General features: G+C 36.9%; 14 protein-coding genes. 6 read left to right on the top strand and 8 right to left on the bottom strand.

Features of this window, described 5'->3' with window-relative positions:
• Positions 1-2: 2 nt before the first annotated feature.
• Together gndA and MMF97_RS11350 are read right to left on the bottom strand one after the other, a co-directional pair.
• Positions 3-1,418 carry an NADP-dependent phosphogluconate dehydrogenase gene (gene gndA / locus MMF97_RS11345; protein ID WP_243362445.1) on the bottom strand — a complete coding sequence of 472 codons (1,416 nt, stop codon included), beginning with the start codon at positions 1,416-1,418 and terminating at the stop codon, positions 3-5.
• 83 nt (positions 1,419-1,501) lie between these two features.
• Positions 1,502-3,814 carry a patatin-like phospholipase family protein gene (locus MMF97_RS11350; protein WP_243362447.1) on the bottom strand — a complete coding sequence of 771 codons (2,313 nt, stop codon included), beginning with the start codon at positions 3,812-3,814 and terminating at the stop codon, positions 1,502-1,504.
• Positions 3,815-4,013: 199 nt separating this feature from the next.
• Here MMF97_RS11350 and MMF97_RS11355 point away from each other — a divergent pair, with 199 nt between their 5' ends.
• The 6 genes from MMF97_RS11355 (at position 4,014) to MMF97_RS11380 (ending at position 8,181) form a co-directional block, all read left to right on the top strand.
• Complete coding sequence (locus MMF97_RS11355; protein ID WP_243362449.1) at positions 4,014-4,376, top strand: DUF2200 domain-containing protein; 363 nt, start codon at positions 4,014-4,016, stop codon at positions 4,374-4,376.
• Positions 4,377-4,396: 20 nt separating this feature from the next.
• The gene (locus tag MMF97_RS11360; protein ID WP_243362451.1) at positions 4,397-4,963 is read left to right on the top strand and encodes a dihydrofolate reductase family protein; all 567 of its coding nucleotides are present in this window, start codon (positions 4,397-4,399) and stop codon (positions 4,961-4,963) included.
• Positions 4,964-5,089: 126 nt separating this feature from the next.
• Positions 5,090-5,503 (top strand): (R)-mandelonitrile lyase, encoded by a 414-nt coding sequence (locus tag MMF97_RS11365; RefSeq protein WP_243362453.1) that lies wholly within the window; start codon positions 5,090-5,092, stop codon positions 5,501-5,503.
• A gap of 157 nt (positions 5,504-5,660) precedes the next feature.
• Positions 5,661-6,593, top strand: coding sequence for a Dyp-type peroxidase (locus MMF97_RS11370; protein ID WP_243362455.1), 933 nt, complete (start codon positions 5,661-5,663; stop codon positions 6,591-6,593).
• A gap of 23 nt (positions 6,594-6,616) precedes the next feature.
• A complete protein-coding gene (locus tag MMF97_RS11375; RefSeq protein ID WP_317228616.1) occupies positions 6,617-7,687 on the top strand; it encodes an NAD(P)H-dependent flavin oxidoreductase in 1,071 nt (356 codons plus the stop codon).
• Entirely contained in the window at positions 7,684-8,181 is a 498-nt protein-coding gene (locus MMF97_RS11380; protein ID WP_243362458.1) for a GNAT family N-acetyltransferase, read from the top strand. Before MMF97_RS11375 ends, MMF97_RS11380 begins: the two co-directional genes overlap by 4 nt.
• A gap of 215 nt (positions 8,182-8,396) precedes the next feature.
• Here the strand turns inward: MMF97_RS11380 and MMF97_RS11385 are convergent, their stop codons facing one another.
• From MMF97_RS11385 to MMF97_RS11410, 6 genes are all read right to left on the bottom strand, one after another.
• Positions 8,397-9,128, bottom strand: coding sequence for a hypothetical protein (locus MMF97_RS11385; RefSeq protein WP_243362459.1), 732 nt, complete (start codon positions 9,126-9,128; stop codon positions 8,397-8,399).
• A 2-nt stretch (positions 9,129-9,130) separates the two neighbouring features.
• Entirely contained in the window at positions 9,131-9,874 is a 744-nt protein-coding gene (locus tag MMF97_RS11390; protein ID WP_243362460.1) for an Imm49 family immunity protein, read from the bottom strand.
• A gap of 122 nt (positions 9,875-9,996) precedes the next feature.
• The gene (locus MMF97_RS11395) at positions 9,997-10,725 is read right to left on the bottom strand and encodes an Imm49 family immunity protein (RefSeq protein ID WP_243362461.1); all 729 of its coding nucleotides are present in this window, start codon (positions 10,723-10,725) and stop codon (positions 9,997-9,999) included.
• Between the two features lie 111 nt (positions 10,726-10,836).
• Complete coding sequence (locus MMF97_RS11400; protein WP_243362462.1) at positions 10,837-11,571, bottom strand: Imm49 family immunity protein; 735 nt, start codon at positions 11,569-11,571, stop codon at positions 10,837-10,839.
• A gap of 141 nt (positions 11,572-11,712) precedes the next feature.
• Positions 11,713-12,450, bottom strand: coding sequence for an immunity 49 family protein (locus tag MMF97_RS11405; RefSeq protein WP_243362463.1), 738 nt, complete (start codon positions 12,448-12,450; stop codon positions 11,713-11,715).
• Position 12,451: 1 nt separating this feature from the next.
• Positions 12,452-14,659, bottom strand: coding sequence for a hypothetical protein (locus MMF97_RS11410; protein WP_243362464.1), 2,208 nt, complete (start codon positions 14,657-14,659; stop codon positions 12,452-12,454).
• Positions 14,660-14,963 lie beyond the last annotated feature (304 nt).

The raw sequence follows: 14,963 nt of genomic DNA on the forward strand, positions 1-14,963 counted from the left end.
CGTTAATTGCCAGAATTCCAGTCGTTATGAAAAATACCTTCTTCATCTGTACGCTCAAAAGTATGGGCTCCAAAATAATCGCGTTGTGCTTGTGTTAAGTTAGATGGCATACGGCCTGTTTTCAGCATGTCAAAATAAGTTAAAGATGCTGCAAAAGCAGGTACACTAATGCCGTGGTTAAGTGCTTTGGTAATTATTTTACGGGTGCTGTCTAAACTATCTGATAATTGCTGTTGTATGTTTTCGTCCTTAAAAAGATGCCCTAACTCAGGATTGCGGCTGTAAGCCTGATAAATATCTGATAAGAATGTTGCTCTTATGATACAACCACCACGCCATATTTTGGCAATCTCTGCCAGGTTTAAGTTATATTCATAAGTACGTGAAGCCTGTTGCAATAAATGCATTCCCTGAGCATAGGCACTAACCATAGCAAAGAAGAAAGCATTTTCTAAATGTATATCCATTTCAGGATCTACCTTTACAGGCGTAGATTTACCTAAATCATTTTCTAATGAAACCCTTAACTGCTTTAATTTTGAAAGGTTTCTCATGGCAACTGCCGAATCTATAGTAGGGATAGGAACCTCAAGATCCATTGCAATTTGCGAAGTCCATTTACCTGTACCTTTTGATTTGGCCTGATCGCGAATCATATCTACCAGCAAGTTTCCGGTCTGTTTGTCTTTAACCAAAAAGATATTAGCCGTAATTTCAATCAGAAATGATTTTAAACGACCTTCATTACATTTGGCAAAGAACTGTTGAATTTGCTCATTGCTGTAATTAAGACCATTTTTTAAGAATTCATACATCTCGGCAATGAGCTGCATAATGGCATATTCGATACCATTGTGGGTCATTTTAACAAAATGTCCTGAGGCACCAGGGCCAATGTAAGTAACACAAGGTTCGTTATCTACTTTGGCAGAAACGGCTTCCAGCACATCTTTCATCATGGCATAAGCTTCTTTATCACCGCCTGGCATTAAACTTGGTCCAAAACGGGCACCTTCTTCGCCACCCGAAATACCCATACCAAAGAAATGAATACCCAAAGCTTTTAGCTCTTCATCTCTGCGGCTTGTATCGGCAAAATAAGAATTACCACTATCTATAATGATATCTCCCTTATCTAAAAGCGGAATCAATTCATTGATCACGTTATCTACAATTGCACCTGCCGGAACCAATAAAATGATTTTGCGTGGTTTTTCAAGGCTGTTGATAAAATCCTTAACATCTGCAAAGCCGTTAAGATGGTGCGCTTTTCCTTCTTCTTTAAGCAATGCAATCATTTGCAGGTTTTTATCGTGACCGGTTACAGAAAAACCTTTATCGGCCATGTTAAGCAGCAGGTTGCGACCCATGGTACCGAGACCGATCATGCCAAACTTATAGTTATTGTGGGAGTTCATTTATATGTATAGATTAAAATTTTGCTGTATTCTAAATACAACCGCTAAGTTCAATTGTTTTTAACTGGAATGCAAAAAATATATTATTCTAATGACTTTTTATTGTAAATAAGATAGCCTATGTGAAATAGTACGCCATGTCTTTTCCGTTCATCATCGTAATAATTGTAGCTTAAACTTATAGGGCCTAAAGGCGATTGGTAAACCAATCCGGTTGTAGCTGCATAATATATTTTTTCGAAAGGCTGCTGATAAGCAACTTCTTGTAAGCCTATTTTAGCAAATGCTTTGTGTGGCATAAATACATAACCTTCTAGGCGCAGATCTAAATTGCGTTTTAAGGTAAATACGTTTTTTAGTCCGACTGATCCATAAGTATGCGCTTTAAAATTCTCTAAAAAAATAGATCTGCTGTCTTGTAAAGGATAAAAAGTTGGCGCTTGCAATAAAGTAGCATAATAATTATTTGAAAGTTCCTGATTAGAAAGCACAGCCTCGGCAAATGCGGCAAGGTTATAATTTTTTATTCTTAAGAAATAATTTTCGTAACTCAGTTTAACATTTACCCAGTTTTTATAATGATGCGTTAAAGGACTGGGAACCTGTAAAGGCAAAATGTGCTGAAATATATTACCTGGTGTATAATTTTCTCTACCGTGGTTTACATTAAAACTGGCATAAATATATTTACCCGCAGTAGCATATTGTTTTCGGTTTAATGAATTTTTTTCAAAAGTTAAGCCTGTATTAAATCCGCTAAAAGAGGTTTTATCCAATATATCACCTACAGCAAAAGTATTATTAGGACTGTAGTAGTTTGAGTTATAGATAAAAGCCGAATTTAAAACCAGTCTGCTGTTCTTGTTTAAGGGAACTCCCAGTTTAAGATCTATCTTACGATCTGTTTGTTCAATATATACAGGCTTGGGATTTTCGATAAAGATCTGGCTGGTGTTGTAATAATTCCAGTGGTTAAAAGTTATTTCAGAAGCTAAAAAGATGGGCAATTTACTCGGAAAATCTACACGACCGTTAAGTTGAGCCGCTTCATAAAATCTACCGGAATAGAAATTTGCACCAAAAGTATAGGCCTTTTTATTGATGTAATTGTATTGAATACCTAAAAATACGTTGCTAATGGGTCTGGTTGAAATATTGCCGCCAAAATCTATCTTAAAGCTTTTTTTAGGCCGGGCATAGATCTCAAAAATATAACTATCGCGAATATCATCATAAAAGATCTTGGGGTATACGGATTCAAAAGTTTCGTCGGCTACTAATTTATAGTAACCACGTTTAATATCATCTAGGTTAAAATTAGGCTGGTCACTTTTAAATAAACGTTCTATATATTTTTTCTGTTGCGAGTTTACGCCATAAACTGCCACATCGCTAAAAATGAGATCAGATTTACGTTCATTAAATTCAATTCTTTTTTGCAGCAGTTCCTGTGGGTTAACACGTCGTTGAACGTGTTTTTTGATCTGCTCCATATTGGCCATGGTAGCTTCGTAACCTTTTTGGATAATCTCTGCTACAGGCACAAAGTTGGTAGAGGAGTAATCGCTGAGATTGGGTTCTATGTATATGCCTTCTTTTCCTACCAGCGTAGAATCAGATTTTGCCAGAAACATATACATCAATAACCTGTTCATTAAACGATCGTCGTTTTTAGGGTATTCATTATAGGTTTTAGACGAAACATTTGCGCCGATGATAATATCAGGACTAAATTCTTTCTGCATCACATCGGCAGGGAAATTGTTATAGATACCACCATCAAAATACAGCTTATCGTTAATTCTGATGGGCCTGTAAATTAGAGGCACGGTCATACTGGCTCTCACCGCATCGGCCAAACTGCCTTTACTCATGGTAATGCTTTTTTGCGACAACACATCAGAAACCATACAGCGATAGGGAACAAAAAGCTGGTTAAAGTTGTCTTTAGCAATGGCCGAAGCTTGCGAAAAAAGCTCCAAAAGCGCAAAATTTAACGGAATATCATTGATCAGGCTCGATCTAAACGATAATCTTAAACCCGTATCTATATTAAGTTTGGCATTGATGCTTGAAGCATTAGGCGGATTTTTCTGAAAATAAAAGCTGTAATCGCTGGTATAACGTCCGTTTACCCAATCCTGAAAATCTTTGCTCAGGGCTATTTTTTCAATTTGGCTGGGTGAGTAGCCAGCCGCATATAAACCACCTACAATGGCTCCCATAGAAGTTCCGGTAATGTAATCTACCGGTATATTGTTTTCTTCCAGTGCTTTTAGCGTGCCAATGTGAGCAAGTCCTTTTGCACCGCCACCACTAAAAACCAAGCCTACTTTTTGGGCATGACCTATATTTAAGTTGAAGGATAATATTACGAGTACAAACAGGAACCGCATCAGTATTTTTTATGGTTTCAGTGCTTAAATTTAAAGATTATGCTTTTGTAAAGCAAAAGAGAAAGCGGTAAACTAAGGTTTTTAAGAGGCTAATTGACGCTTATCTTACAAGAATACATCTATAGGGTTTTTAATCGGGTTCATATTTTGGTAAATTTGGAAATAAGTAAAACCTGAAGATTAAATTAGAATCTGGAAAATGAACAATAAAAATTACGAAAGAGTTTATAAAATGTCTTTTGCAGGTGTTTATCCGCATTACATTCAAAAGGCAGAGAAAAAAGGCAGAACTAAAGCAGAAGTAGATGAAATCATTTGCTGGCTAACGGGCTACGACCAAAAAGCTTTGCAACAGCAGATCGATCAAAAAACTGATTTTGAAACTTTTTTTGCTCAGGCACCTCAAATCAACCCGAATGCTTCAAAAATTACCGGAGTAATCTGCGGTTACCGCATAGAAGAAATAGAAGAAGAGCTGATGCGAAAAATCCGTTATTTAGATAAACTGATTGATGAGCTGGCTAAAGGAAAAGCAATGAACAAAATTTTAAGACAGGATTAATCAAGCTTAAAACCATAGTTATGAGAAAGCTTATAGCAGCAATGAATATGACCCTTGATGGGTTTTGCGATCATACATCTGGCATTCCTGATGAAGCAATACACCAGCATTATGCTGATTTGTTAAACCAATCAGGTACGGCTTTGTATGGCAGGATAACTTATCAACTTATGGAATATTGGCGACCTATTTTAGAAAATCCAACAGGAAATAAATTTATGGATGAGTTTGCCGTAGCCATAGATCGCATTCCAAAAATTGTTTTTTCTCATACCCTTAAAAATGTAGATTGGAAAAGTGCAAAACTGGCTCATCATGGGCTTAAAGAAGAAGTTTTAGCACTTAAACAACAAACAGATAAAGACATTTTGGTATGTAGCCCAAGTTTGATTGTAGCTTTAACAGAGCTTAATTTAATAGATGAGTATCAACTTTGTATCCATCCTGTTATAGCAGGAAAAGGGTTGCCTTTATTTAAAAACATACATGAAAAGATTATGCTTAAGCTCATAAAGACTAAAACTTTCGATTTTGGAGGAATAATTCTTTATTATGAACCAAAAAGAAGCGCTAAAGCACAAAGTTGAGCTTTACAGCATATAAGTAATAGAAGACCTAGTAAGATTAGCGGCTGCTGTAGGAGCGGGCAATGTAATGATTACCTACACGGGTATATAAATAATGAAAGAAAGTTAATTGGAAAACATAAGGCAATGAAACAGCACGAAAACAATACATCAATTTTTCCAAAAGGAAATCAGTTACCAGCAGATTGGTTTAGCGGTCATGCATTTTTAACGCCACTTATTGCAAAAGACAAGAACAATGAATTTTCGGCCGGAAGCGTAACTTTCGATCCCGGAGCAAGAACCAATTGGCATACACATCCCAAAGGACAGGTTTTGATTGTTACTGAAGGTATTGGATGGTATCAGGAAAAAGGTAAACCCGCACAGCCTATAAAAAGGGGCGATGTAGTTAATATTCCTGAAAATGTAGAACATTGGCATGGTGCAACAGCCACACATAAAATGGTACACATTGCCATTACCAATTATGTGGGAGAAGAACAAGTTACATGGCTACAAGCCGTAACTGATGAAGAATATAAACAGGTAAATGGTTAATATCAGTTAATGATTTATATAGAATACAATTGAAGAGGGAGCCTTTTTCCCTCTTCTTATTTGGGTTGGATAATATAAAAATACATTCAAATTATTTCATACATACTTAAAGCAATACTTTTAATAAATTTGATACATAATCATAACCATACCTGCTATGCCAATAAACCCTCAAAACGTAACCGATTATCCTAATAACAATACTTATTTTCTGGTATGGAACTTTAGGGAAGACGTACCTGTAGAAAATATCAAGCTGGTATTTCAGAGAATATGTGCTTTGGTTATTAATCTCAATAATTCTGCATTAGATCGTTTTCCTAATTATAAAGCAAGCTGTGTAATGGGCATAGGTTATGATGCCTGGTTAAAACTGGATTTACCTAAACCACTGCCTAAAGAGCTTAAAAATTTTGAATCTATAACTGGCAGTAAACATACGGCAATTGCCACTAAAGGTGATTTACATTTCCATATCCGTTCTGATGAAAAAAGCTTTGCTTTTGATATGGCTTCGGTAATTACAGATGCCATGAAAGACATTGCAGATTGTGTAGGAGAGGTGCAGGGTTTTCGCTATTGGGACAGTCGCTCTATTTTAGGTTTTGTAGATGGAACAGAAAATCCGCATGGTGCAGATCGCGATTTTTTTGCGGTTATTGATGAGCAGGACCCGGCTTATAAGGGCGGGAGCTATCTTTTTGTGCAGAAATACATCCATAATCTGGATGCCTGGAAATCGCTTTCAATAGAAGAGCAGGAAAAGGTAATGGGCCGTACAAAAGAAAATGATATTGAAATGAGCGATGACGTAAAACCTAAAAATTCGCATATCGCTTTGGCTAATATTGGTGATGATTTTAAAGTAGTGAGAGATAATATGCCTTTTGGAAATGTGACCAGCAACGAAATGGGAACTTATTTTATTGCTTATGCAAGCACTTTTAGTACGGTAGAAAAAATGCTGACCAATATGTTTGTAGGTAATCCCCCGGGTAATTATGATCGTATTTTAGATTTTAGTACTGCTCAAACAGGAACCCTCTTTTTTGTACCTTCATTGGATCTGCTGGATGAATTTTCGGGATAAATAATTTTAAGAGAGCTAATGTAATAAATAATATCATGCACTGGAAAAACGATTTAAGCCGCTTATTGAACATTGAATATCCCATTATTCAGGCACCGATGTTGGGTACTGCGACACCCCAAATGGTGGCTGCTGCAGCTAAAGCAAATTGTTTAGGTGCTTTGCCTTTGGGCGATCTTCCGGCCGATAAATGTGTTGAAATTATCCGTGCTACCAAACAACTCACAAACGCGGTTTTCGCGGTCAATATTTTTGTGAATGATATTCCTGAAATTACAGACGAACTGAGAGCACAATACAAGACTGTCAAAAATTTTATTACGCAATTAGCCAATCAACATCATATAGAAGTTCAGTTACCTGAAATTGAAGAAATTAAGGTTAACAGCTATCATGAGCGTATAGATGCCATGATTGCAGAAGACTGCAAAATTGTAAGTTTTACCTTTGGTAACCTTGATGAGCAAAGTATTCATCGGTTAAAAAGCAGCGGAATTAAACTAATTGGAACCTGTACTTCGGTAAATGAGGCTGTTATTTTAGAAAAATCGGGTATTGATCTCATTTGTGTACAAGGCATTGAGGCTGGCGGACACAGGGGTACTTTTGTGAATGCGGACATTCCCGAAATAGGAGGTATGTCGCTCTTATCAAAAGTTTATGATAGTGTAAGCGTTCCACTGATCTATGCCGGAGGTATTTACAATGGAAGAACATTAAAGGCAGCGCAGGCTCTGGGCGCACAAGGTTTTCAAATTGGCAGCCTGTTGTTAGGTTCTGCCGAGAGTGCTTTAATGGAATTTGAAAAGCAACGCCTAAGAAATCTCAATGAAAAAGATATTGTACTCACTAAAAGTTTTTCGGGGCGTTATGCCAGAGGTATTAAAAATACCTTTGTAAACGCGGTTGAGGCCAATCAACAAATTCTGCCTTATCCGTACCAAAACAAGCTTACGGCCGAATTGCGAAGAATAGCAAGAATAAACCATAATGCAGATTTTGTAAATATCTGGACCGGACAATCTATTAATGCCTACAGTGGAAAATCTACAACCGAAATTCTTGAAAACTTAATTAAAGAAGCAGAAAAATGATAGAAAATTTAGATTTAAAAATAATTATGCTCAGCTTTCACCAGCTGTCTGCCTATATAGAACCTGGAAAACTTGAAAATGAATTGGGTTTAAAGTTAAACAACAGGGTGGTTTCAGAAAAAGTAAAAGCAAAGATCACCACACAGATCTTGCCTGAAATAAAAGAAGGTAAAGCTGAAAATGTCTTCTTTACGTTTTGGATCATTATAGATAAGCAGAAAAATGAGATTGCTGCCGAGTTTTGTTTTAAAGGACTGCCTGTTAACCAAAAAGCTGAGATTGGTTATACTACATTTCCCCAGTTTCAGAACAGGGGTATCATGACCCAAGCCTTGCAGGAAATTAGTAAGTGGATTTTTGAATATACAGATTTGAATGCCATTTTAGCCCAAACCAGCCCTCAAAATTTGGCTTCTATAAAAGTACTGGAAAAATCATCTTTTAAGCTGATCAAAGCCGAACCTGAAAACATGATTTGGGAAAGAACGAGATAAAAGCTTGTGATCCGAACTTATAACCGATGCTGTGTAGGCCAGGGTTTACCTTTACCCGTTTCGCAAAATAATTTCAAACTTTTGAGAAACTGCGCCCAGGTATAACTGCATTCAGCAAACATGGGTGTATAATCTTTCCAGTTATCGTGATGAAAGGTCAATAAGGTACATAGATCATTTGCCCAGTTATTACAACATCTCTTTGGCTGTTTAAGTTAAAAATCCTTGACAATATCAGCCATTCCTTCTCCCATGCTGTTTAGAAAATCATCATAAGAGTTTAGAAATTTTGCATTTTTAGGGAGTTTAAAAATCTCGTAATTTATTTTGCTTGCAATAGCATTGCTGGTTAAGATCTCTGTAACCTCGTAGGTTCTTATCAATACACCATCTTCTCTGGAATGAACGGGATGATATTTTACAAACTTCAAAACAAGACCTGTTAGTTTGCTTGAAACAAATGAGAAAGGTGTTATTGTTTTGAATACAGGAGCGATATATAATACATGGTGAATAGTGTCATAAGGTTGACGTTGCCCCTGTTCATTAATAAAAGCCTGAACATAATCAATGTTTACTCTTTTACATTCAAAGCCGTTTAGAAGTGTATCACTTTTTGAAACGATGGTGTCGATTTTATAAAAGACCCTGTCTTCGTCCTGATTAAATAAGTTTGAGCCAGGATATTCTGAGATCTTAATTTTTGCAATGTACGCAGTGTCTTTTCTCTTGTTATGTATAGCGTAAAGATTGTTGTCGTTTTTAGGTTTCAAGAGTTCATGAAACATGTCTTTGCTTTTATAGCAATCTTCGCCTATAGTTAAAGTGGCAAATTCAAATCTGTCAGACCTGTAATTGAATGAATAAAACTGCGCAAACAAGCTATTGGTGGCTATCAATTGAATGATAGCAACACAGAGTATTAAACTTTTTATTTTCTTTTTCATTTTTAAGACAATTTCAAAAAATCATACTTGTCTTCGTATTTTTCCAATGGTCGGTACGGCAGCAATTCCTTCGGTATTAAAGGATGATCTGCCTCTACTTCTATACCCTTTAGCCAGGCTAATTTTGCGTAACCTAAGGCGGGTACAGAAATATAATCCTGGGCAATGCCCATATATTTGTTACGCTTTTTGTGATCTTTCAGTAAGAGCATCAGAGCTTCTTCAATCATTGCTTTGTCCTTTTGCAGTATCCCTTTAAAGTACATAAGATCGGGGATGTTAATCTTTCCCTTTTGTGTAGAAGCAATACGCTCATAGGTTGCTATATCTTTATCTAAAGCCTGCCAATCTTCTTTAATGATGCATTGCATTGCATGAATGAGGCTTCCGCTTTTGATGGTATGGGCAAACCAAGGGTGCGTCAAATCAGCATAACGGCTAACTAAAGATATATTATCACTTAGTATCGCCAATGTGATATGATGAATACCGCTGTCAAGTAAACGATCTTCAAACCGCGTTATAATATGTTCATCTAAAATACCGCAGGTAAAAAAGTCTTGCTTGGCTAATTGTAAATTATTTTCAATGAATAAATGATAAAAACCAAAAACTTGATTGCATCCCCAAAGAAACCTAATATCGCTTACATATTGGACAGGCTCTACATTCTTATCATTAATTCTAATTACTGATTTTTGCTCATCGATCTTAGAATTTTCAAATATCTCTTTTAAGGAAAGCATACTAATAATTTGCTAATTTTAAAACTACTATATCTCCTGATGCTTTATCCACTCCGGTTACAGTAAATATATTTTCTTACAACAAACCTGAAACAAAGCCACTCCTTATGAGTGGCTTTTGTTTATTTAAGAAATGGATAATCTTCGTAGTGATCTAAAGGTTTAATTGGCATTAACTCTAATGGTACCATCTCATTTTTCAAATCAATCTCGTAACCTTTAATCCAAGCTAATTTGCATAAACCGGAAACGTCCGGAGAGAAGAACCTGCTGATTAAGGGATCATCATTTCGTTTGCTATCTGTTTTTATCAGTTGTTTTAAACCTGCTTCTATCAATCCTTCTTCCTTTGACAAAAAACCTAAAAAAACATCCACCATGGGTGCCCACCACTTGAGAGTGCGAACCTTTACAAATCGCTCAATTTTTTGAATATTCTCCTCCAGTTTTTCCATTTCATTTGACAAGATATTTAAAACCGCATGTGAAATCTGAAAACCAACACTAAGTTCATGGCATTTGGAGTTCTGTAATTTACAAAAACGTTGTATCAAATCGTGATTGTCGGACAAAAGTGCGTAGCTAATGGGATTTATTCCTGTATCCAATATGCATCTTTTAAGATTAACTCCTCTGTACTCGTCTATACGAGCGGCCTTGTAAAAATAGTTTCTGGCAAGATCTAAATCTTTTAAGGAATATATAGCATGAACTGCAAATACTATGTAAGTCCCACCCATAATAATCAGGTTAAAATTCGGATCGCCGCCAGTTTTTAATTTTTGTTCTACAATTTGCTCATCGTCGAGCCTTTCATCATAAATTGTTTTAAGATGTTCAAATCTTTCCATATTAGTAGTTGTCAAGTTTCTTTGTACCCGTTAATAGTCTTTTCAATCTTAGATCAGTATTAAAGATTATAAAACAAACCACTTTTTTTGAGCGGTTTGTTTTATAGCTAGTTATTTCAAAAAATCGTACTTGTCTTCGTATTTTTCCAACGGACGGTACGGCAACAGTTCCTTAGGTATTAAAGGATGATCTACCTGCACCTCAATACCCTTTAGCCAGGCTAATTTTGCGTAACCTAAGGCGGGCACAGAAATATAATCCTGGGCAATACCCATATACTTGTTACGCTTTTTATGGTCTTTTAGCTGGAGTAACAACGCTTCTTCAATCATTCCCTTGTCCTTTTGCAGCATCCCTTTAAAGTACATAAGATCTGGGATGTTAATCTTTCCCTTTTGTGTAGAGGTAATGCGCTCGTAGGTTGCAATATCCTGTTCTAAAGCTGGCCAGTCTTCTTTAATGATACACTGCATGGCGTGAACAAGGCTGCCGCTTTTTATGGTATGGGCAAACCATGGATGGGTTAAGTATGAATAACGAGTTATCAATTCCAGATTATCGCTCAATAGCATATAGCAAATATGATCTATGCCCGCATCCAAAAGTCGATCTTCGAATAATTTTATCTGAAACTCATCTAATTTACCGCAGGTATCAAAACTCTTCTTTGCTTCCTTAAAGTCCTTATATTTTATAGCATATATGGCAAATGTTCGATTGCAATACCAAAGTCCGCGTATTTGTCCTTGAATATTATTAGCTAATCTAATTTGCTCTAACGTTTCCTTTTCTGCAACACGCTCATTAGCGAATAGTTCCTCAACGGGTACTCTTTGATCTTTCATTTTTTTACTTTTTAATATTGGGCTAATTTAAGTACTACAATTTCACCTGAAGCCTTATCCACTCCGGTTACAGTTTTAGTTATTTCTCATAACTAATCTAAAGCCAAACCACTCAAAAAGAGTGGCTTGTTTTATATGTAACTATTTTAAAAAATCGTACTTGTCTTCGTATTTTTCCAATGGTCGGTATGGCAACAGTTCTTTAGGTATTAAAGGATGATCTACCTGCACTTCAATACCCTTTAACCAGGCTAACTTTGCATAACCTAATGCAGGTATAGAAATATAAGTCTGCGCAATGCCTGCATGTTTGTTTCTCTTTTTATGATCCTTAAGCAATAATAGCAACGCTTCTTCTATCATAAGTTTATCCTTTTGTAGCATTCCTTTAAAGTACATAAGATCCGGAATATTGATCTTTCCTTTTTGCGCAGAAGTTATACGCTCATAAGTCGCAATATCTTTTTCCAAAGCCTGCCAGTCTTCATTAATGAAACATTGCATGGCATGCACCAAACTACCACTTTTAATAGTATGGGCATACCAAGGGTGTGTTAGTTTGGCATAACTTTTAATGAGAGAGTTTTCGTCACATAAAAGGGCGTAAGAGAAATGATTAACACCATAGTCCAGAATACGAGAATTATAATTAGTAATTAAATATTCATCTAATCGTCCACATATATAAAAATACTGTTTGCATTTCTCTATATTATTTTCAACAAACAAAGAATGTAATGCAAAAATCTCATTATAATACCATAGCATTCGCTTATCACTCTCTGATTGTATTCCATCTGTTTCTGGCAAATAAATTCTTGTCAATGCTTCATGCTCATTTTTCAACATTTCCACATATAGTTCCTTAAGTGATAGCATATTAGTAATTAGCTAATTTTAATACTACAATATCCCCTGAAGCCTTATCTACTCCAGTTACAGTTTTGGTTATTTTGCTTTTGTTTGCATTGATAACCGAAGCTAAAGATGATAGACTTCCTCCTTGATTTATCATTTTTGTAATAATATTATCAATCCAATCATTGCTCATTTGTGGTGGCAATAATGTATTATTATTCCTTGGGTTTAGCTTAATATTCCCTGCTGCCTGAACCTGTTTGGCTTCATTAATTATGATCTCCTCTACATTGCCAGCGGCATCTTTTTTGATATATACTCCATCAAATCCGTTGTTAGTGCCAATCTTGGCTTCGTGTTTTACAAAACCGTTTGTTGCGAAAATATCATCACACAATTGTTCAGTTTTGCTTCCTGCTTCCCCAAGCACCCCATTATCGCCATAACGTACAATATCGTCAATTTTATTTTTAAGATTTGTTGCTACGGGTTTAATTCTAAAAGAGGCCTGATCTATCAAAGTACGGCTAAGGTTGGTGAGTTTATTATCGGCTGGTTTAACTGCTTTGAGTGCCTTAACTGCATTGTGGCTAAAAGCATCAACCGCGACTTTGATTAAACGGACGCTCTTACCGTTTTTAATAGCTAGAAAACCAATCTTACCTGCTGCCTGGCTTAGTGGCTTGCTTAAGGATTGTCCCGCCGTTTTAATCCACTTTCCACCTGTCGCCACCCAGCCTGTTACTGGCACGGCACCACCAAAGCTCATTGCTGCATTGATGCGATCTCCTTCTATAAAATAAATGGCACCATTGGTAATGTCTGCAATTTCTCCGATCAGCGGAACCAATCCTGCAAGATCAAGCGCAAAATGGATCTCTTTATTGAGAACATTCCATGTTGCGGTAGCTGCAATTTCTGTTTTTGTCCAAGTGGGATGTTTAGCCTTTAAATAGACCATCTGTATTTGGATGTCTATTACATATTGGAAACCCCACGGCGGAAATAAAACAGGAGTATCGCCCTCCTCATATAAGTTTTCTACTGCTTCCGGATTATTGTAATAATAATCCTCTATCTGCCCAAAGCTGAAAGACTGGCCCAATTCGGCAACATATACGCTCTCACTTCTGTCGTGCAGATCGTTTCCGGCATATGGGTCATAGTTATAGTCTGGTTCATCAGGATCTGTAATAACTGGTAATATGGGCGGGGGTGTATTGCAATCAGGATTTTGATGTACCATTAGCTTAGCCCCTGTAGCGCCGCTATGTACCTGAATTGGGCCTGTTGGGGGTTGCGTGGTATCGCATGGATCATAATCTGGCGGGGTTGTTGGAGAAGTTCCACCGCCGCCTCCAGACCCGCCTCCTGAACCGCCACCAGAGCCGATACCATCGTCATATTCATAGCAGTCGGTAATGTCTTTGGATGATACACGCCAGCCAGCACGATTATCACCGTCCATATTACATTCTTCTCCCGGCCAGTGCCCATCACCGGTACATTGATATGCTACTATGTAATAATAAGTGGTGGTGTAGCAATCCTGATAGACCATACTGGTTTTACCGGATGTGCCGGGCTTAACAGCTCCGCCCAAGGTTTTGGTTGTTGAATTTTTATTAAGCTCACCATTAGGTGACGTAGAGCCTGTGCCCGGCAAAGCTGTCGAGGCCGATTTAAGGTAGGTTACGCTGATATCGCCTTCAAATTCTCCAGCGTTTCCGGCACGCCATTTAGAAATCCACTTTTGTGTTGGTGCATAGGTATTGATGAAAGTGAGCGTTCTTTCAGGCGATACATCTACCGTGAGGTTCTGGAAAACGATAGCTCTGGGATTGGACAGTTTAATACTGAATATATAGCTGGTACGATCTCCGTTTTTAACAATGGTAACACTATCGGTATTGATCTGGAGCCCCTCATAAGTTTCGGGTGTATTGACGGCCATGGTTTTGGCCTTTGAGTTGGCTGTCGTGAGCATCTTTCCAACGGTGCCCAGAACATTCAGGTCTGTTTTTGTTTTGAAAGAATTGAAGTTTACCTTCTCCATTTGCGGACCTTTCCGGTACTCCGCATTTCTTTTGACAAGTTCAGGATTACTGTGTTCTTTTTTGCTCTGGTTAAACAGATCTTTTTTACAAGAGAGGACTGCAATTGCTATAATTGCAAGAAAGGCTAAAAAGAGGCTGCCTCTTTTTCGGCCCGAAAGCGTGAGTTTAGTCATTGAGGGTATTAGTTTAGTTTGGGTTACAAAAACCAAGTTATCAATTTAAAACAAATACACAAAAATAATTATAATAAATATTTTGTATTTATTATATAAAATTTTTCGTTCTAATAAAATTGACTGTAAATTATTATTGATAGTTTTGCTTTTAATTTATCATTAAATAGTTTGTTAAGGGGTGTTCATATCCCTGCTGAACTTAATTTCCCAATCTCTGCAAATAAAAGTAGGATAGGAGCCCGAAAAATTGTAAAAATCATTCAAGGCTTTTTTATTGACAAAACCTAAAAAATAAAAGCCA

Origin of the sequence: Pedobacter montanisoli (assembly GCF_022809115.1) — a bacterium.
Taxonomy (GTDB): domain Bacteria; phylum Bacteroidota; class Bacteroidia; order Sphingobacteriales; family Sphingobacteriaceae; genus Pedobacter; species Pedobacter montanisoli.

What these genes read in the sequence shown, in the direction of transcription:
- MMF97_RS11385 (WP_243362459.1), bottom strand. Translation starts at nt 9,128, where the DNA reads ATGAAAAAGAAAATAAAAAGTTTAATACTCTGTGTTGCTATCATTCAA.
- MMF97_RS11355 (WP_243362449.1), top strand. Translation starts at nt 4,014, where the DNA reads ATGAACAATAAAAATTACGAAAGAGTTTATAAAATGTCTTTTGCAGGT.
- MMF97_RS11350 (WP_243362447.1), bottom strand. Translation starts at nt 3,814, where the DNA reads ATGCGGTTCCTGTTTGTACTCGTAATATTATCCTTCAACTTAAATATA.
- MMF97_RS11410 (WP_243362464.1), bottom strand. Translation starts at nt 14,659, where the DNA reads ATGACTAAACTCACGCTTTCGGGCCGAAAAAGAGGCAGCCTCTTTTTA.
- MMF97_RS11380 (WP_243362458.1), top strand. Translation starts at nt 7,684, where the DNA reads ATGATAGAAAATTTAGATTTAAAAATAATTATGCTCAGCTTTCACCAG.
- MMF97_RS11360 (WP_243362451.1), top strand. Translation starts at nt 4,397, where the DNA reads ATGAGAAAGCTTATAGCAGCAATGAATATGACCCTTGATGGGTTTTGC.
- MMF97_RS11365 (WP_243362453.1), top strand. Translation starts at nt 5,090, where the DNA reads ATGAAACAGCACGAAAACAATACATCAATTTTTCCAAAAGGAAATCAG.
- MMF97_RS11405 (WP_243362463.1), bottom strand. Translation starts at nt 12,450, where the DNA reads ATGCTATCACTTAAGGAACTATATGTGGAAATGTTGAAAAATGAGCAT.
- MMF97_RS11395 (WP_243362461.1), bottom strand. Translation starts at nt 10,725, where the DNA reads ATGGAAAGATTTGAACATCTTAAAACAATTTATGATGAAAGGCTCGAC.
- MMF97_RS11370 (WP_243362455.1), top strand. Translation starts at nt 5,661, where the DNA reads ATGCCAATAAACCCTCAAAACGTAACCGATTATCCTAATAACAATACT.
- gndA (WP_243362445.1), bottom strand. Translation starts at nt 1,418, where the DNA reads ATGAACTCCCACAATAACTATAAGTTTGGCATGATCGGTCTCGGTACC.
- MMF97_RS11400 (WP_243362462.1), bottom strand. Translation starts at nt 11,571, where the DNA reads ATGAAAGATCAAAGAGTACCCGTTGAGGAACTATTCGCTAATGAGCGT.
- MMF97_RS11390 (WP_243362460.1), bottom strand. Translation starts at nt 9,874, where the DNA reads ATGCTTTCCTTAAAAGAGATATTTGAAAATTCTAAGATCGATGAGCAA.